21 protein-coding genes are annotated in these 16,811 nt (G+C 68.1%); 18 read left to right on the top strand and 3 right to left on the bottom strand.

Annotated elements, in window-relative coordinates; translation table 11 throughout:
* The first annotated feature begins 11 nt into the window (after positions 1-11).
* The 6 genes from AC07Y4_RS17510 (at position 12) to AC07Y4_RS17485 (ending at position 4,784) form a co-directional block, all read left to right on the top strand.
* On the top strand, positions 12-392 hold the full coding sequence (locus AC07Y4_RS17510) for a hypothetical protein (protein ID WP_070059929.1): 381 nt from the start codon (positions 12-14) through the stop codon (positions 390-392).
* Positions 389-1,492: a histidinol-phosphate transaminase gene (hisC, locus tag AC07Y4_RS17505; RefSeq protein WP_495274863.1), complete on the top strand. Its 1,104-nt coding sequence runs from the start codon at positions 389-391 to the stop codon at positions 1,490-1,492. Before AC07Y4_RS17510 ends, hisC begins: the two co-directional genes overlap by 4 nt.
* Positions 1,489-2,106, top strand: coding sequence for an imidazoleglycerol-phosphate dehydratase HisB (gene hisB, locus AC07Y4_RS17500; protein WP_062471688.1), 618 nt, complete (start codon positions 1,489-1,491; stop codon positions 2,104-2,106). The genes hisC and hisB overlap by 4 nt, the downstream gene beginning before the upstream one ends.
* A gap of 19 nt (positions 2,107-2,125) precedes the next feature.
* Positions 2,126-2,785 carry an imidazole glycerol phosphate synthase subunit HisH gene (gene hisH, locus AC07Y4_RS17495; RefSeq protein ID WP_062471685.1) on the top strand — a complete coding sequence of 220 codons (660 nt, stop codon included), beginning with the start codon at positions 2,126-2,128 and terminating at the stop codon, positions 2,783-2,785.
* Positions 2,786-2,848: 63 nt separating this feature from the next.
* Positions 2,849-3,592 (top strand): 1-(5-phosphoribosyl)-5-[(5-phosphoribosylamino)methylideneamino]imidazole-4-carboxamide isomerase, encoded by a 744-nt coding sequence (gene hisA / locus AC07Y4_RS17490; RefSeq protein ID WP_495274862.1) that lies wholly within the window; start codon positions 2,849-2,851, stop codon positions 3,590-3,592.
* A gap of 19 nt (positions 3,593-3,611) precedes the next feature.
* A complete protein-coding gene (locus AC07Y4_RS17485) occupies positions 3,612-4,784 on the top strand; it encodes an AAA family ATPase (protein WP_495274861.1) in 1,173 nt (390 codons plus the stop codon).
* A 19-nt stretch (positions 4,785-4,803) separates the two neighbouring features.
* On the opposite strand, the gene AC07Y4_RS17480 is transcribed toward AC07Y4_RS17485, so the two are convergent.
* Positions 4,804-5,724, bottom strand: coding sequence for an amino acid ABC transporter substrate-binding protein (locus AC07Y4_RS17480; protein WP_495274860.1), 921 nt, complete (start codon positions 5,722-5,724; stop codon positions 4,804-4,806).
* A gap of 11 nt (positions 5,725-5,735) precedes the next feature.
* Positions 5,736-7,043: a dicarboxylate/amino acid:cation symporter gene (locus AC07Y4_RS17475; RefSeq protein WP_070059926.1), complete on the bottom strand. Its 1,308-nt coding sequence runs from the start codon at positions 7,041-7,043 to the stop codon at positions 5,736-5,738.
* 132 nt (positions 7,044-7,175) lie between these two features.
* Between AC07Y4_RS17475 and AC07Y4_RS17470 the strand changes: the two genes are divergently transcribed.
* The 9 genes from AC07Y4_RS17470 (at position 7,176) to tatC (ending at position 12,082) form a co-directional block, all read left to right on the top strand.
* Positions 7,176-8,009: a D-hexose-6-phosphate mutarotase gene (locus tag AC07Y4_RS17470; protein WP_495274859.1), complete on the top strand. Its 834-nt coding sequence runs from the start codon at positions 7,176-7,178 to the stop codon at positions 8,007-8,009.
* A gap of 22 nt (positions 8,010-8,031) precedes the next feature.
* Positions 8,032-8,817, top strand: a complete 786-nt coding sequence (gene hisF, locus AC07Y4_RS17465; protein WP_095743770.1) for an imidazole glycerol phosphate synthase subunit HisF — start codon at positions 8,032-8,034, stop codon at positions 8,815-8,817.
* Between the two features lie 42 nt (positions 8,818-8,859).
* Entirely contained in the window at positions 8,860-9,249 is a 390-nt protein-coding gene (hisI, locus tag AC07Y4_RS17460) for a phosphoribosyl-AMP cyclohydrolase (RefSeq protein WP_056572729.1), read from the top strand.
* The gene (locus AC07Y4_RS17455) at positions 9,246-9,635 is read left to right on the top strand and encodes a phosphoribosyl-ATP diphosphatase (RefSeq protein WP_139701050.1); all 390 of its coding nucleotides are present in this window, start codon (positions 9,246-9,248) and stop codon (positions 9,633-9,635) included. Before hisI ends, AC07Y4_RS17455 begins: the two co-directional genes overlap by 4 nt.
* 25 nt (positions 9,636-9,660) lie before the next feature.
* Positions 9,661-10,050 (top strand): DUF4870 family protein, encoded by a 390-nt coding sequence (locus AC07Y4_RS17450; protein ID WP_099795316.1) that lies wholly within the window; start codon positions 9,661-9,663, stop codon positions 10,048-10,050.
* Complete coding sequence (locus AC07Y4_RS17445) at positions 10,040-10,399, top strand: histidine triad nucleotide-binding protein (protein WP_070059922.1); 360 nt, start codon at positions 10,040-10,042, stop codon at positions 10,397-10,399. The genes AC07Y4_RS17450 and AC07Y4_RS17445 overlap by 11 nt, the downstream gene beginning before the upstream one ends.
* Before the next feature lie 65 nt (positions 10,400-10,464).
* Positions 10,465-10,713 (top strand): Sec-independent protein translocase subunit TatA, encoded by a 249-nt coding sequence (gene tatA / locus AC07Y4_RS17440; protein ID WP_070059921.1) that lies wholly within the window; start codon positions 10,465-10,467, stop codon positions 10,711-10,713.
* Between the two features lie 19 nt (positions 10,714-10,732).
* A complete protein-coding gene (tatB, locus tag AC07Y4_RS17435) occupies positions 10,733-11,194 on the top strand; it encodes a Sec-independent protein translocase protein TatB (protein ID WP_062471652.1) in 462 nt (153 codons plus the stop codon).
* A gap of 72 nt (positions 11,195-11,266) precedes the next feature.
* Complete coding sequence (gene tatC / locus AC07Y4_RS17430; protein WP_095743773.1) at positions 11,267-12,082, top strand: twin-arginine translocase subunit TatC; 816 nt, start codon at positions 11,267-11,269, stop codon at positions 12,080-12,082.
* Between the two features lie 101 nt (positions 12,083-12,183).
* On the opposite strand, the gene AC07Y4_RS17425 is transcribed toward tatC, so the two are convergent.
* On the bottom strand, positions 12,184-13,344 hold the full coding sequence (locus tag AC07Y4_RS17425) for a S1C family serine protease (RefSeq protein ID WP_062473641.1): 1,161 nt from the start codon (positions 13,342-13,344) through the stop codon (positions 12,184-12,186).
* 291 nt (positions 13,345-13,635) lie between these two features.
* On the opposite strand from AC07Y4_RS17425, the gene AC07Y4_RS17420 reads away from it, so the two are divergent.
* Genes AC07Y4_RS17420 through pdxA form a run of 3 tightly spaced genes read left to right on the top strand, consistent with a single transcriptional unit; the run spans position 13,636 to position 16,795 of the window.
* Positions 13,636-14,988, top strand: coding sequence for an MFS transporter (locus tag AC07Y4_RS17420; RefSeq protein WP_070059916.1), 1,353 nt, complete (start codon positions 13,636-13,638; stop codon positions 14,986-14,988).
* A complete protein-coding gene (locus tag AC07Y4_RS17415; RefSeq protein WP_062473645.1) occupies positions 14,985-15,758 on the top strand; it encodes a Nif3-like dinuclear metal center hexameric protein in 774 nt (257 codons plus the stop codon). Before AC07Y4_RS17420 ends, AC07Y4_RS17415 begins: the two co-directional genes overlap by 4 nt.
* Positions 15,755-16,795: a 4-hydroxythreonine-4-phosphate dehydrogenase PdxA gene (pdxA, locus tag AC07Y4_RS17410; protein WP_495274858.1), complete on the top strand. Its 1,041-nt coding sequence runs from the start codon at positions 15,755-15,757 to the stop codon at positions 16,793-16,795. Before AC07Y4_RS17415 ends, pdxA begins: the two co-directional genes overlap by 4 nt.
* Positions 16,796-16,811 lie beyond the last annotated feature (16 nt).

Below are 16,811 nucleotides of genomic sequence, written 5' to 3'. Positions count from 1 at the left end.
CCAGCGAGGCCATGCAACGCGCCGCCGTCCTGCTGTTGCCGCGCCTGCCGGCGCTGCTGCTCGCCCTGGCGGCCGGTGCGATCGGCGCCGGCGCGCAGGCCATGAGCATCCGCGAGCTGCGCACGCTCGAAGCCAACGAGAAGGACGGCAAGGCCTACGCCAGCTACTACCTCGTCGGCGTGCTCGAAGGCCTGCGCGAGGGTGTCGAGTCGTCGCAGCGCAACGGCCAGGTGCCGCCGTTCTGCATCGAGGGCCGCCGCCTCGAACCCTCGATGGCCCGTTCGCTCTACCAGACCGAGCTGAGCCGCAACGCCGACAGCTACGAAGCCGACATGCCCGTGCAACTGGTCATGGCCGGCGCCCTCCGCAACAGCTACCGCTGCACCCGATGACCGTTTCCGATTCTTCCGCCTCCGACAACCGCCTGCCTCTCGACCGCATCCGCGCCGACGTGCGCGCCATGCACGCCTACGCGGTGCAGGACGCGCGCGGCTTCCTCAAGCTCGACGCGATGGAGAACCCCTACGGCCTGCCGCCCGCGCTGCAGGCCGAACTCGGCGCGCGCCTGGGCGCACTGGCGCTCAACCGCTACCCCGGCGACCGCGGCGCCGACCTGCAGCGCGCGCTGGCCGCCCATGCGGGCCTGCCCGAAGGCTTCAGGCTGATGCTGGGCAACGGCTCGGACGAACTGATCTCGCTGCTGGGCATCGCCTGCGACCAGCCCGGCGCCGCCGTGCTGGCGCCCGTGCCCGGCTTCGTCATGTACGCGATGAGCGCCCAGCTGCAGGGCCTTCGCTTCGTCGGCGTGCCGCTCACGGCCGATTTCGAGCTCGACGAGGCCGCCATGCTGGCCGCCATCGCGCGCGAGAAGCCGGCCATCGTCTACCTCGCCTACCCGAACAACCCGACCGCCAACCTCTGGGACGACGCCGTCATCGAGAAGATCGTGCAGGCCCAGGGCGTGCAGGGCGGCCTGGTGGTGATCGACGAGGCCTACCAGCCCTTTGCCGCCCGCAGCTACATCGATCGGCTCGCGAACCACCGCCACGTGCTGCTGATGCGCACCCTGAGCAAGTTCGGCCTGGCCGGCATCCGCCTGGGCTACCTCATGGGCCCCGCCGCGCTGGTCGCCGAGATCGACAAGGTGCGCCCGCCGTACAACATCAGCGTGCTCAACTGCGAGGCCGCGCTGTTCGCGCTGGAGCACGCCGCCGTGTTCGAGGCCCAGGCGCGCCAGATCCGCGAGGGGCGCGACCAGCTCATGGCCGCGCTGGCCCGGCTGCCGGGCGTGAAGACCTGGCCCAGCGACGCCAACATGATCCTGCTGCGCGTGCCCGATGCCACCCGTACCTTCGAGGGCATGAAGGCCCGTGGGGTGCTGGTGAAGAACGTTTCTAAAATGCATGAACTGCTCGCCAACTGCCTGCGCCTCACCGTCGGAACGGCCGACGAGAACGCGCAGATGCTGGCGGCGCTCGAAGCCTCACTATGACCACCCCCACGACCCCGGGCAGCACCGATCGCATCGCGACGGTCACCCGCCACACCGCCGAGACGAAGATCACGGTCAGCGTCAACCTCGACGGCACCGGCAAGGCCAAGCTCTCCACGGGCATCGGCTTTTTCGATCACATGCTCGACCAGATCGCCCGCCACGGGTTGATCGACCTGGACATCGACTGCGAGGGCGACCTGCACATCGACGGCCACCACACCGTGGAAGACGTGGGCATCACGCTCGGCCAGGCCGTGGCCAAGGCCATCGGCGACAAGAAGGGCATCCGCCGCTACGGCCATGCCTACGTGCCGCTGGACGAAGCGCTGAGCCGCGTCGTCATCGACTTCTCGGGCCGCCCCGGCCTCGTGATGCACGTGCCCTTTACCAGCGGGATGATCGGCACCTTCGACAGCCAGCTCACCTACGAGTTCTTCCAGGGCTTCGTGAACCACGCCTTCGTCACGCTGCACATCGACAACCTGAAGGGCGTGAACGCGCACCACCAGTGCGAGACCGTGTTCAAGGCCTTCGCGCGCGCCATGCGCGGCGCGCTGGAACTCGATCCGCGCTCCGTCGGCGTTATTCCTTCGACCAAGGGTTCGCTCTGAAATCCCTCAGCGAACAGCTATGAAATCTGTAGCAAAGAATTCCGTCGCGGTCGTCGACTACGGCATGGGCAACCTGCACTCCGTGTCGCAGGCTGTGCGCCATGCGGCCGACCAGGTGGGCGTGGAGGTGTTCGTCACCTCCGACCCGGACGTGGTGCGCCAGGCCACCCGCGTGGTGCTGCCGGGGCAGGGCGCCATGCCCGACTGCATGCGCGAACTGCGCGACTCGGGCCTGCTCGAATCGGTGCTCGAGGCCGCGGCCAGCAAGCCGCTCTTCGGCGTGTGCGTGGGCATGCAGATGCTGCTGTCGCGCAGCGACGAAGGCCCAACCGACGGCCTGGGGCTCATTCCCGGCGAGGTCGTCAAGTTCGACCTGGCCGGCCGCCTGCAGCCCGACGGCAGCCGCTTCAAGGTGCCGCAGATGGGCTGGAACCAGGTGCGCCAGGCCCAGCCGCACGCGGTGTGGGCGGGCATTCCCGACCAGAGCTACTTCTATTTCGTGCACAGCTTCTACGCATGTCCGGCGGATGCCCGGCACAGCGTGGGCGAGGCCGATTACGGGGCATGCTTTACCGCGGCCATCGCACGCGATAACATTTTTGCAACCCAGTTCCACCCGGAGAAGAGTGCGGACCATGGGCTGCAGCTGTATCGCAACTTCCTCCACTGGAATCCCTGACCTTATATTCCCGCCCGGGCCGCACCGTTCGCAGCCCGGCTTTCGCACACTCGCGTCACTTCCATGCTCCTCATTCCCGCCATTGATCTCAAAGACGGCCACTGCGTTCGCCTCAAGCAGGGCGACATGGACCAGTCCACCATCTTCAGCGAAGACCCCGCCGCCATGGCCCGCAAATGGGTCCAGGCCGGCGCGCGCCGGCTGCACCTGGTCGATCTGAATGGCGCCTTCGCCGGCAAGCCGCAGAACCACGCGGCGATCAAGGCGATCCTGAAGGAGGTCGGCGACGACATTCCGGTGCAGCTGGGCGGCGGCATCCGCGACCTGGACACCATCGAGCGCTACATCGACGACGGCCTGCGCTACGTGATCATCGGCACCGCCGCGGTCAAGAACCCCGGCTTCCTGAAGGACGCCTGCAGCGCCTTCGGCGGCCACATCATCGTGGGGCTCGATGCCAAGGACGGCAAGGTCGCCACCGACGGCTGGAGCAAGCTCACGGGCCACGAAGTGGCCGACCTGGGCAAGAAGTTCGAGGACTACGGCGTCGAATCGATCATCTACACCGACATCGGCCGCGACGGCATGCTCTCGGGCATCAACATCGACGCCACCGTCAAGCTCGCGCAGGCGCTGACCATCCCGGTCATCGCATCGGGCGGCCTGTCGAACATGGCCGACATCGACCAGCTCTGCGCGGTCGAGTCCGAAGGCGTCGAGGGCGTGATCTGCGGCCGCGCCATCTACTCGGGCGACCTCGACTTCGCCGCCGCCCAGGCGCGCGCGGACGCGCTGGCCGGCGCCTGACGCTTTTCCCCAGCAGCGCGTGCTCTCCGCGCTTGCCATTGCCAACTACCGCTCGCTGCGCCAGCTGACGGTGCCGCTGGGCCGCCTCACGGTGGTCACGGGCGCCAACGGCAGCGGCAAGTCGAGCGTGTACCGTGCGATGCGGCTGCTGGCCGACATCGCCAACGGTGGCGTGATCCGCTCGCTGGTGCGCGAGGGCGGGCTGTCTTCCACGCTGTGGGCCGGGCCCGAGCGCTTTTCGGCGGCCATGCTGCGCGGCGAGCAGCCGGTGCAGGGCACCACGCGCAGCGAGCCGGTGGCGCTGAAGCTGGGCTTCGCCGGCGCCGAGGCCGACGATTTCGGCTACGCCATCGACATCGGCCTGCCGCCGCCGAGCCCGTCCTCGGCCTTCTCGCACGACCCGCAGATCAAGCACGAGGCGATCTGGAGCGGCCCGCTGCTGCGCCCCTCCACGCACCTGGTCGACCGCAAGGGCGCCGCGCTGCGCCTGCGCGACGGCAAGGGCTGGCAGGCCGTCGGCCGGCCGATTCCCGCCTTCGCCAGCATGATGACCGAGCACGCCGACCCGCGCGACGCGCCCGAGATGCTCACGCTGCGCGAGCAGATGCGCTCCTGGCGCTTCTATGACCACTTCCGCTCGGACGCCGACGCCCCGGCGCGTCAGCCGCAACTGGGCACCTACACGCCTGTGCTGGCGAACGATGGGGGCGATCTGGCCGCGGCCCTGCAGACCGTCCGCGAGATCGGCGACGGCGAGACGCTCGACAGCGCCGTGGACGACGCCTTCCCGGGCGCCCGCATCGAGGTGCAGGCGAACGGCGACCGCTTCGAGACGCTGATGCACCAGCACGGCCTGCTGCGGCCCCTGACGGCCGCCGAACTGTCGGACGGCACCCTGCGCTACCTGCTGTGGATCGCGGCGCTGCTGACGCCCCGTCCGCCTGCGCTGCTGGTGCTCAACGAGCCCGAGACCAGCCTGCACCCCGACCTGCTGCCCGCGCTCGGCCGCCTCATCGCGCAGGCCGCGCGGTCGTCGCAGGTGATCGTGGTGTCGCATGCGGCGCGCCTGATCGCCGCCCTGGACGACAGCGACGGCCTGCAGCCGGTGGTGCTCGAAAAGCGCTTCGGCGAGACCCGCATCGCGAACCTCGACATGAGCGAGATCCCGCGCTGGGAGTGGCCGACGCGCTAGGGACGAAGGGCAGACGGGCCTACTCGGCCTTCACCGCCATCGTCTGGATGATCGTTTCCAGCTGCGCGCTCATCGGCAGGTTGAGGCTTTCCCCCGAAGGCAGCTTGCGCATGAACCAGCGCTTGTACTGGCGGTGGATCTCGCCGTCTTCCGCCAGCACCTGGAAGGTATCGACCACCACCTTGTTGAGCTGCGGGTCGCCCTTGCGGTACATGACCGCGTACGGGTCGTAGGAGAGGAAGTCGCCCACCACCTCGTACTGCGCCTTGGCGGCGTCGCGGGCGATCAGGCCGTAGAGCAGCACGTCGTCGGTGGCGAAGGCGTCGGCCTGGCCTTCTTTCACGAGCGCGAACGACTCGGCATGGTCGCGCGCCACCTTCAGCTCGATGTTGAGCTTGAACTTCTGCGACAGGTCGCGCAGCGTCTTCTCGTTGGTGGTGCCAGCCGTCACGGCCACCTTCTTGCCGGCCAGGTCGCGGAACGACTGGATCGGCGCGCCCTTCTTCACCAGCACCTTGGTGCCCGAGACGAACATGGTCGGCGAGAAGGCCACGCGCTTCTGGCGCTCCAGGTTGCTGGTGGTGGAGCCGCACTCGAGGTCGACCTGGCCGCTCACGACCGCGTCGATGCGCGAGTCGGAGGTGACGGGCACCCACTTGATCGTGAGGCTCTTGTTGACCGTGTCCTCGATGGCCGTGACGAGCGCGCGGCACAGCTCGATGGAATAGCCGATTGGCTCCTTGCGCGCGTTGAGGTACGAGAAGGGCACCGAGGCCTCGCGGTGGCCGATGGCGATGGTGCCGCTCTCGCGCACCTTGGCCAGCGTGCCGGTGAGGAGTTCCTGCGCCTGCGCCTGCGCAGGGCCGGCCGGCAAGGCCAGGACCACGGCCGCCAGCAGCCATGCGGCGGCAGCGGAGGGCAGCGTGGCGATGCGCGTCATGGCGTGGCGCCTCACGCGTGCGCCGGATGGGCGAGGGTGGCGGCGGCTTCCTCGTCGAGCACCTTGGCGTTGGCCTCGGCATCGCTCTCGGACAGCAGCTCGCCCTCCCATTTGGCGACCACGGCCGTGGCGATGGAGTTGCCCACCGCGTTGGTGGCCGAGCGGCCCATGTCCAGGAAGGTGTCCACGCCCAGGATCAGCAGCAGGCCGGCCTCGGGAATGTCGAAGTGGTTCAGCGTGGCGGCGATCACCACCAGCGAGGCGCGCGGCACGCCGGCCATGCCCTTGGAGGTGAGCATCAGGATCAGCAGCATGGTGATCTGCGTGCTGATCGGCATGTGGATGTCGTAGGCCTGCGCGATGAACAGCACGGCGAAGGTGCAGTACATCATCGAGCCGTCGAGGTTGAACGAATAGCCCATCGGCATCACGAAGCTGGAGATCTTGCGCTTCACGCCGAAACGGTCGAGCGCCTGCAGGATCTTCGGGTACGCGGCTTCGGAGCTCGCGGTGGCGAACGAGAGCAGGAACGCCTCCTTGATGAGCACCAGCAGCTTGAACACGCGCGGCCCCAGGAACAGCAGGCCGGCCATGATCAGCACGCCCCACAGCACGAACAGGCCCAGGTAGAAGTCGCGCATGAACACGGCGAACTTGACGAGAATGCCCAGCCCGTTCACGGCCACGGTGGCGGCCATGGCCGCCAGCACCGCCAGCGGCGCGAGCTTCATGACGTAGCCCGTGATCTTGAGCATGGCGTGCGACAGCTCCTCAATGGCGGCCACCAGCGTCTTGGCCTTGTCGCCGAGCGAGGCCAGCGCCACGCCGAAGAACATCGAGAACACCACGATCTGCAGGATCTCGTTGTTGGCCATCGCCTCCACGAACGACTTGGGCACCGTGTGGCTCACGAAGTCCTTGAAGGTGAACTTGTTGGTCGCCAGGTTGGCCGAGGCGCCGATGTCCGGCAGCGGCAGGCCCAGGTTCTCGCCGGGCTTGAGCAGGTTGGCCATCACCAGGCCGATCACCAGCGAGATCAGCGAGGCGGTGAGGAACCAGCCGATGGCCTTGCCGAACACGCGGCCCACCGACTTGGCGTCACCCATGTGCGCGATGCCCACCACCAGCGTGGAGAACACCAGCGGGCCGATCAGCATCTTGATCAGGCGCAGGAAGACGTCGGAGACGATGGAGACGTAGTCCGCGATCTCCTTGGCGGCCTTCTTGTCGGGAAAGCTGGTGAAGATCATGTAACCGACGATGATGCCGAGCACCATGGCGATCAGGATCCAGGCGGCCATGGGCAGCTTTTTCTTCATGCGTATCCCCTTTGTCGTGTGAGAGTGGTTCTTTTCGAGTGCACGGGACCGACCCGGCACAGGGTATCCAAGAAAGGCGGATGCACGCAATGGCCCGCTGTCAGGATGCGGCGGCTGCCTACAATTCCTCACATGGATATCCGCTCGATCGAGTTTCGAGGCCAGCCGGCGTTGCACGCCGTGGCGGCCGATGGCAGCACGCTGACGGTGGCGCTGCATGGCGCCCAGGTGCTTTCCTGGGCCCCGGCCCGCGGTGGGGAGCGACTGTATCTGAGTCCGAAGGCCGTTTTTGACGGCCAAACTGCCATCCGCGGCGGCATTCCCCTGTGCTGCCCCCAGTTCAACCAGCGCGGCATGCTCCCCAAGCATGGCTTCATGCGCAATCTGCCTTGGATTCGCGAGGAATCGGGCGCGCCCGACACGCTGCGGCTGGTGCTGCGCGACAACGAAGCCACCCGCCGGCTCTGGCCGCATGCCTTCGAGGCGCGGATGGACGCCACGCTCGCAGCCGGCCAGCTGCGCACCGCGCTCACCCTGACCAACACCGGCGACACGCCCTGGCCGTTCTCGGCCGCGCTGCACACCTACCTGCGCGTGGACGACATCGCCGCGGTGCGCCTCGAAGGCCTGCAGGGCGCCGCCCGCTGGGACGCGGTGCGCGACGTGCGCCAGACCGAAACCGCCGCCGCGCTGCAGTTCGACGCCGAGTTCGACAGCGTCTACGCGGCCCCGGCGCAGCCGCTGCGGCTGGTGCAGCCCGGCGGCACGCTCGAAATCACCCAGAGCGAAACCTGCACCGAAACCGTGGTCTGGAACCCCGGCGCCGCGCTCGGTGCGACACTCGCGGACATGCCCCCAGAGGGCTTCCGCCACATGCTGTGCGTCGAGGCGGCCCGCATCGACGAACCCGTCGTGCTGGCGCCCGGCGCCCAATGGCAGGGCTGGCAACAGCTTTGCGTTCTCTGATTTCTCCCTGGTTCACCACCCCATGCTTGCCAAACGCATCATTCCCTGCCTCGACGTCACCGGCGGCCGCGTCGTCAAGGGCGTCAACTTCCTCGAGCTGCGCGATGCCGGCGATCCGGTCGAGATCGCGGCGCGCTACAACGCACAGGGCGCCGACGAACTGACCTTCCTGGACATCACGGCCACCAGCGACGGCCGCGACCTGATCCTGCCGATCATCGAAGCGGTGGCCTCGCAGGTCTTCATTCCGCTGACCGTGGGCGGCGGCGTGCGCACCGTGGCCGACGTGCGCCGGCTGCTCAACGCGGGTGCCGACAAGACCAGCTTCAACTCGGCCGCCATCGCCGACCCGCAGGTGATCAGCGACGCGGCCCAGAAGTACGGCTCGCAGTGCATCGTGGTCGCCATCGACGCCAAGCGCCGCAGCCCCGAAGACGCCGCCACGCGCGGCGCGGGCTGGGACGTGTACAGCCACGGCGGGCGCAAGAACACCGGCCTGGACGTGGTGCAGTGGGCGACCGAGATGGCGCGCCGCGGCGCGGGCGAGATCCTGCTCACCAGCATGGACCGCGACGGCACCAAGAGCGGCTTCGACCTGGCCCTGACGCGCGCCGTGAGCGACGCGGTCAACGTGCCCGTCATCGCCTCGGGCGGCGTCGGCAGCCTCGACGACCTGGCCGACGGCATCCAGAAGGGCGGCGCCGACGCGGTGCTGGCCGCGAGCATCTTCCACTACGGCGAGCACACCGTGGGCGAGGCCAAGGCGCGCATGGCCGAGCGCGGGATTCCCGTGCGCATCGACGCCTGAGCGGGACCGGAAGGGTCTTTTCCTATCCTCGACAATATCCCCATGAATTGGCTCGATGAAGTGAAGTGGGACGCGAACGGGTTAGTGCCCGTGATCGCCCAGGAACAAGGCACGAACGACGTGCTCATGTTCGCGTGGATGAACCGCGAGGCGCTCGAGAAGACCGCCGAGCTGGGCCGCGCGGTGTATTTCAGCCGCTCGCGCAACAAGCTGTGGTTCAAGGGCGAGGAGTCGGGCCACGTGCAGACCGTGCACGAGATCCGCCTCGACTGCGACAACGACGTGGTGCTGCTCAAGGTGACCCAGCTGGGTCACGAGCCCGGCATCGCCTGCCACACCGGCCGCCACAGCTGCTTCTTCAGCAAGTACGAGAAGGGCCAGTGGACCGTGGTCGAACCGGTCTTGAAAGACCCGGAGTCGATCTACAAATGAGCGCCACAGTGAACGATTCGAACACCTCCGACGCGCTCGCCCGCCTGGCCGCGGTGCTCGAGAGCCGCCTGCCCGCGAACGGCGGCGACCCCGAGAAAAGCTACGTCGCCCGGCTGCTGCACAAGGGCCCCGACGCCTTCCTCAAGAAGATCGGCGAGGAAGCCACCGAGGTCGTGATGGCCGCCAAGGACGCGGACCACGGCGGCGACCGCTCGAAAATAGTGAACGAAGTGGCCGACCTGTGGTTCCACACCATGGTGGCGCTGGCCCACTACGGTTTCTCGCCGGCCGACGTGGTCGCGGAGCTCGAGCGCCGCGAGGGCACCAGCGGCATCGAGGAAAAAGCCCTGCGCAAGGTGCAGGCCCGCGAAGCTTCCAACGACTGAATGATCGATTGAAAGGGCATCGACCATGGCCAATGACATCGTGAACGTGGAACCCGACGACTCCCTCAAGACCTGGGGCTGGGTCAGCTACGTGCTGCACCTGATCGTGGCCATCGGCGCGGTCGTGCCGGGCGCGCAGGCCTCCGTGCTGCTGCTGCTCATCGCCCTGTTGATCGATTTCGTGAAGCGCGACGACGCGGCCGGCACCTGGCAGGCCTCGCACTTCAGCTGGCGCATCCGCTCGGTGCTGTGGGCCGGCCTGCTGTACATCGTCACCTCGTGGCTCTGGCTGCTGCTGTTCGTGCCGGGCTGGATCGCCTGGAGCCTGATTTCGCTGTGGTTCCTCTACCGGATCGTGAAAGGCATGATCCGCATGAACGACAGCCGTCCCATGGAACCCAAAGATGTCATCTGATCCGAACTGCGTCTTCTGCAAAATCATCGAAGGCAAGATCCCCTCGCGCAAGGTCTACGAAGACGACGACCTGTTCGGTTTCCATGACATCTCGCCCTGGGCGCCGGTGCATTTCATGCTGGTGCCGAAGAAACACATCGCCTCGATGGCGCAGCTCACGCCCGAGGATTCGGCGCTCATGGGCAAGATCATGACGCTGGCCCCCCAGCTGGCGCTGGAGCAGGGCTGCCGGCCCTATCCGGACGGCGGCTACCGCGTCGTCGTGAACACCGGCGCCGAGGGCGGGCAGGAGGTTCACCATCTCCATGTGCACGTCATGGGCGGCCCTCGCCCCTGGCTTCGCGGCTGAGCAGGGTTAAGCCAAACTGTCACATTCCCCCCGACTAAAATCGGACACATTCTTAGGAGTTCTCCATGGGTTCTTTTTCCATCTGGCACTGGCTGATCGTGCTGCTCGTCGTGGTCATGATCTTCGGCACCAAGAAGCTGCGGAACATGGGTTCGGATCTCGGTGGCGCCGTCAAGGGCTTCAAGGACGGCATGAAGGACGGCTCGGCCTCCCCCGACGCCTCCGCTGCACCGGCCCCCACGCAGCAAGTGACCGGCCAGCCGGCCAACAGCGACAAGTCGACGATCGACGTCGAAGCGCGCCAGAAGTCCTGAGCACCGCAGGCACACATCCGTGATCGACCTCGGCATTGAGAAGCTGGCGCTCATCGGCGTCGTGGCGCTGATCGTGATCGGGCCGGAGAAGCTGCCGCGCGTTGCACGCACGGTGGGCGCCCTGCTCGGCAAGGCGCAGCGCTACGTGAACGACGTCAAGGCCGAAGTCAACCGTTCGATGGAGCTCGACGAGCTCCGCAAGATGAAGACCACGGTCGAGGACGCGGCACGCGACGTGGAGCACAGCATCCACACCGGCGCCAGCGAGTTCGAGAAGCAGTTTTCCGGCGCGTCCGGCGACACCCTGTCGGCACTGGCCGAGCCCGAGCAGGCGGTGCCCGAATACAGGCACCCCCGCAAGAACTGGCGCCTGAAGCAGGGCGCCACGCCGAACTGGTACAAGGCGCGCAACGGCGTGCGCACCAAGGCGCTGTCGGGCGCGGCGCGGGTCGCCCGCTTCCGCCCCCACAAGATCAACTGACCACGCGCACGCCCCGCGGCGTTCCCGGGCGCCCCGTGCGCCTGTGTCTTCTCCCACGCTTTCTCCTCTCCCATGGCCGATTCCGACAACAAGAACAAAGAAGACGAGCTGGCGGGCACCGAGCAGCCGTTCGTGCAGCACCTGGTCGAGCTTCGGGACCGGCTGCTGTACTGCGTCTACGGCCTCGTGGTCGCGGGCATCCTGCTGGCGATCTGGCCCGGCCCGAGCGGGCTCATGGACATCATCGCCATGCCGATCCGCGCGCACATGCCGCCGGACGCCAAGCTGATCGCCATCGGCGTGTTCTCGCCGTTCTTCGTGCCGCTCAAGGTGCTGATGATGGCGGCCGTGCTGCTGGCGCTGCCCTGGCTCATGTACCAGGCCTGGATGTTCGTCGCGCCGGGCCTGTACAGCCACGAGAAGCGCTTCGCCTTGCCGCTGATCTTCTTCGGCAGCGTGCTGGCCTACGGCGGCATCGCCTTCGTGCAGCTGTTCGTGCTGGACAAGATGTTCGGCTTCATCCAGAAGTTCACGCCCGCGGCGGTGGCGGCCACGCCCGACATCTCGTCGTACGTCGAGGCCATCCTGTCGCTGTACATCGCCTTCGGCGTGGCCTTCCAGGTGCCGATCGTGGTGATGCTGTTGGTGCGCTTCGAGATGGTCACCATCGAGAAGCTGCGCTCGTTCCGCGGCTACTTCATCGTGATCGCCTTCGTGGTGGCCGCGGTGCTCACGCCACCCGACGTGGTCTCGCAGCTCGCGCTGGCGGTGCCGATGTGCCTGCTGTACGAGGTGGGGATCATCGGGGCGCGCTACTTCGCAGGAACGGGCAAGGCGCCCGAGGGTGAAGAAGAGGGCGCGGGTTCGGGGTCTTCCGGCAGTTCCTGATCCCCCGGATCGATCGGCTCCTGCCCCCAAAACAAAAGCGGCCTTCGGGCCGCTTTTTTGTTGCTGTCTGATCTGCGGCCGGAGCCGCTGTCGTTTCTCGCCTACTCGTTGTTGGGCAACTGCTGCCGGATCGGGCTCTTCGGTCGCAGCCCCGGCGTCACGTCCAGTTCCATCTTGTCGGTGCCGCGCTGCAGCGCGAAGCGTGCGGTGTCGCCCGGCTTGAGGCCGGCCACGGCGGTCAGCAGGGCCTGCACGCTGTCGGTCTTCTTCTCGCCCACCGATGTGATCACGTCGCCCGGGCGGATGCCGGCCTTGGCGGCGGGGCCGTTCTGCAGCACGCCGGTGATGATCACGCCCGCGTCGGCCTTCACGCCGAAAGTCTCGGCCAGTTCGGGCGACAGGTCGCTCGGCTCGACGCCGATCCAGCCGCGGCGCACCTGGCCTTCCTTCACGATGCCCTCGAGCACGATCTTGGCCATCGACACCGGAATGGCGAAGCCGATGCCCATGCTGCCGCCCGAGCGCGAGTAGATGGCGGTGTTGATGCCCTGCAGGTTGCCGTTGACGTCGATCAGCGCGCCGCCCGAGTTGCCGGGGTTGATGGCCGCGTCGGTCTGGATGAAGTTCTCGAACTGGTTGATGCCCAGCTGGTTGCGGCCCAGCGCCGAGACGATGCCGCTGGTCACGGTCTGGCCCACGCCGAAGGGGTTGCCGATGGCCAGCACCTGGTCGCCCACCAGCAGTTCGTCGGAGTTGCCCAGCACGATCACCGGCAGCTTGTCGAGCTCGATCTTGAGCACGGCCAGGTCGGTGTCGGGGTCGGTGCCGATCACCTTGCCGCGTGCGTGGCGGCTGTCGTTCAGGGTGACCTCGATCTCGTCGGCGCCCTCGACCACGTGGTTGTTGGTGAGGATGTAGCCGTCGGTGCTCACGATCACGCCGCTGCCCAGGCCCACCTGCGGCTGGTCGGCCTGGTCGCCGAAGAAGAAGCGGAACCAGGGGTCGTTGCTGCGCGGGTGGCGCTGCGCGGCCTTGCTGGTGTTGATGCTCACGACCGCCGGCGAAGCCTTCTTGGCAGCCGCGCTCAGGCTGCCCGCGGCGGGCACGGCCGGCGCGCCGCTGGGCGCTTCCACGATCGACACCACGCCGCCCAGCGAGGTCGAGCGCTTGTGGATCCACTCGGGCTTGAGCGTCGCGACGACGAAGTAGGCCGCCAGCAGGACGGTCACGGCTTGGGCAAAGAGCAGCCAGGTGCGTTTCATGAAAGCTTGAAGAAAGAGCGTTGGAAAAGCGCTGAAAGACGGCGCCGGTTGCAATTGTCCCTCAACCGGCCTGGCGCCATAGACCGCGCGGCAGGGTCGAGATTGCACGGCCTGCGGGGCGTGAATACGGGCTAACCCTTAGTATCGGCAGGCGATCCGACCCGGATCGCCCCCTCAGGCCTTCCGCGCCGCCCACCCGGCGGACGCGGCCAGGCGATTCTTTCGTCGGCGTGCCACGCTCTGCCCCTATCCGGTTCAAGGCAGGCGAGCGGCCACGATACCCCTGCTGCCATGACCTCAGAAGCTACCTACACGGACGGCGCCACGCCCGCTCCGGCGCGCACGCTCGATGCGCGCGACTACAAGACCCTGGCCCTGTCCGCCCTCGGCGGCACGCTCGAGTTCTACGATTTCGTCATCTACGTCTTCTTCGCGACCGTGCTGGGCGCGCTGTTCTTCCCCGCCGACATGCCCGACTGGCTGCGCCAGCTGCAGACCTTCGGCATCTTCGCCGCGGGCTACCTCGCGCGGCCCGTGGGCGGCATCGTCATTGCGCACTTCGGCGACCTGCTGGGGCGCAAGCGCATGTTCACGCTGTCGATCTTCCTGATGGCGGCGCCCACGCTGGTGATCGGCCTCTTGCCCACCTACGCGAGCATCGGCGTCGCGGCGCCCCTGCTGCTGCTGGCCATGCGCGTGCTGCAGGGCGCGGCCATCGGCGGCGAGATGCCCGGCGCATGGGTGTTCGTGGGCGAGCACGTGCCAGCCAAGCGCTATGGCTTCGGCATCGGCACGCTGACCTCGGGCATCACCGGCGGCATCCTGCTGGGCTCGCTGGTGGCCGTGGCCATCAACCGCCACTACTCGCCGGAGCAGGTGAACGACTTCGCCTGGCGCATTCCCTTCATCCTGGGCGGTGTGTTCGGGCTGTTCTCGGTCTACCTGCGCCGCTTTTTGCACGAGACGCCGGTCTTCAAGGAGCTGGCCGGTCGCAAGACGGTCGCCCGCGAGCTGCCGCTGCGCACCGTGCTGCGCGAGCACCGCCTGGCGAGCGTGTACGTGGGGCTGCAGACCTGGGTGCTGTCGGCCGCCATCGTCGTGGTGGTGCTGTATACGCCCACCTACCTGCAGAAGGTGCACCACATTCCGGCGGCGCTGGCGCTCGAGGCCAACGCGCTCGCCACGCTGACCCTGACCATCGGCTGCGTGATCGTCGGCTGGGCCAGCGACCGCATCGGCACGCGTGCCGTGATGCTCATCGGCTGGGGCGGCCTCTTTGCCACCGCCTACCTGTTCTACACCGGGCTGCCCGGCACGCCGGCCACGCTGTTCTGGCACTACGGGCTGGTGGGTCTCTTCGTGGGCACCATCGCCACGGTGCCGATCGCGGGCGTGCGCGCCTTTCCGGCGCCGGTGCGCTTCACGGGGCTTTCGTTCGCCTACAACATGTCTTATGCCGTCTTCGGCGGCCTGACGCCGGTGATCCTCACGCTCTGGCTGCAGCACGACACCATGGCGCCGGCGCACTACGTCGCCGCGCTGGCGGCGCTGGGCTTCCTGCTGGCCCTGTGGCCCCTGGCCGCACGCGGCCACCCGATGCGCGATGGCGCGCCGGCCGCAGGGAGCGCGACAATGTCGCGATGAGCACCACACGCCACGAACTGCTTCACGCATTCGACCTGCTGCTGGCCCCCGGGCGCTTCAAGGATTACGGACCCAACGGCCTGCAGGTCGAAGGGCGCACCGTGGTCCGCAAGATCGTCTCGGGCGTGACCGCCAGCCGCGCGCTGATCGAGGCCGCGATCCACGCCGAGGCCGATGCCATCTTCGTCCACCACGGCCTGTTCTGGCGCGGCCAGGACGGCTGCGTCACCGGCTGGATGAAGCAGCGCCTGGGCCTGCTGCTGGGCGACGACGTCAACCTCTTCGCCTACCACCTGCCGCTCGACGCGCACCCCGAACTGGGCAACAACGCGCAGCTCGGCCTGCAGCTGGGGCTCGTGGCGCACCCGGGGTCGGCCGGGCGCTTCGGCGAACAGGAACTGGGCTTCCTGGGTGCGCGCGAGAACGGCGAGAACTTCGCCAGCGCCAAGGCCCTGGCGACCCATGTCGAGAAGGTGCTGAAACGCCCCGTCACGCTGGTCGATACGGCCCACCGCCCGATCAAGAACATCGCGTGGTGCACGGGCGGCGCCCAGGGGTACTTCGAGGCCGCCATCGCGGCTGGCGCCGACGCCTTCATCACCGGCGAAATTTCCGAGCCGCAGGCGCACTACGCCCGCGAGCTGGGCGTGGCCTTCCTGGCCTGCGGCCACCACGCCACCGAGCGCTACGGCGCGCAGGCCGTGGCGGCCCATGTGGCGGCGCAGCTCGGGCTGAAACACGAATTCATCGACATCGACAACCCCGCATGAAGGCGCCGATCGCGATCACGCTCGGCGACCCGGCGGGCATCGGCCCCGAGATCATTGCCAAGGCCTTCCGCGACGCGCCCGACGCCGTGCGCGGTGCGTTCGTGGCCGGCGACGTCGGCACGCTGCGAAAAGCCTCGCAGGCGCTCGCGGCGCCGGGGCGGCTGGCATGGCCCATCGTGGAGATCGCCAGCGTCGCTGAAGTGGCGGCCGTGCCGCCGGGGTGCATCCCGGTGCTGCAAGTGATCGCGCCGCCGAAAGGCATCGCGCAGGGACGCGTCAGCGCCGAGGCCGGGCGCGCCGCTGGCGACTGCGTGGTGTGGGCCGCGCGGGCTGCGTTGCGCGGCGAGATATCGGCCCTTGTCACCGCGCCGCTGCACAAGGAAGCGCTGGCCGCGGCCGGCTTTCCGTACCCCGGCCACACCGAGCTGCTGCAGGCCGAGGCCGCCGCCCACCTGGGCCGCACCGTGGCCGACGTGCCCGTGCGCATGATGCTGGCCAACGACGAGCTGCGCACCGTGCTCGTGAGCATCCACATGTCGCTGCGCGACGCCATCGAGGCCGTGCGCTTCGACGGCGTGCTGGACACGCTGCGCATCACCCATCGCGCCTTGACCCACGCGCTCGGCCGGCCGCCGCGCATCGGCGTGGCCGGGCTCAACCCGCACGCGGGCGAGGGCGGCCTGTTCGGTTCGGAAGAGCGCACCGTCATCGCGCCGGCCATCGAGGCCGCACGCGCCGAGGGCATCGACGCCCACGGGCCCCATGCGCCCGACACCGTCTTCATGCGCGCGCGCGCCAAGGCCGGCGTGCCGTCCAGCGGCGAGTTCGACGTGGTGATCGCGATGTACCACGACCAGGGCCTGATCCCGGTCAAATACCTCGGGGTGGAGAAGGGCGTGAACGTGACGCTCGGGCTGCCGCTGGTGCGCACCAGCCCGGATCACGGCACGGCGTTCGACATTGCGGGCCAGGGCGTGGCCGATGCCTCGAGCCTCGTCGAGGCGTTGCGCATGGCTCGAACGTTGGCCGGCGCCTGAGCGCGCGGCCAGTAAG

The organism is Variovorax sp. GW460-12-1-14-LB1, from assembly GCF_059423605.1.
This window is presented reverse-complemented; position numbering and strand designations above follow the sequence as displayed.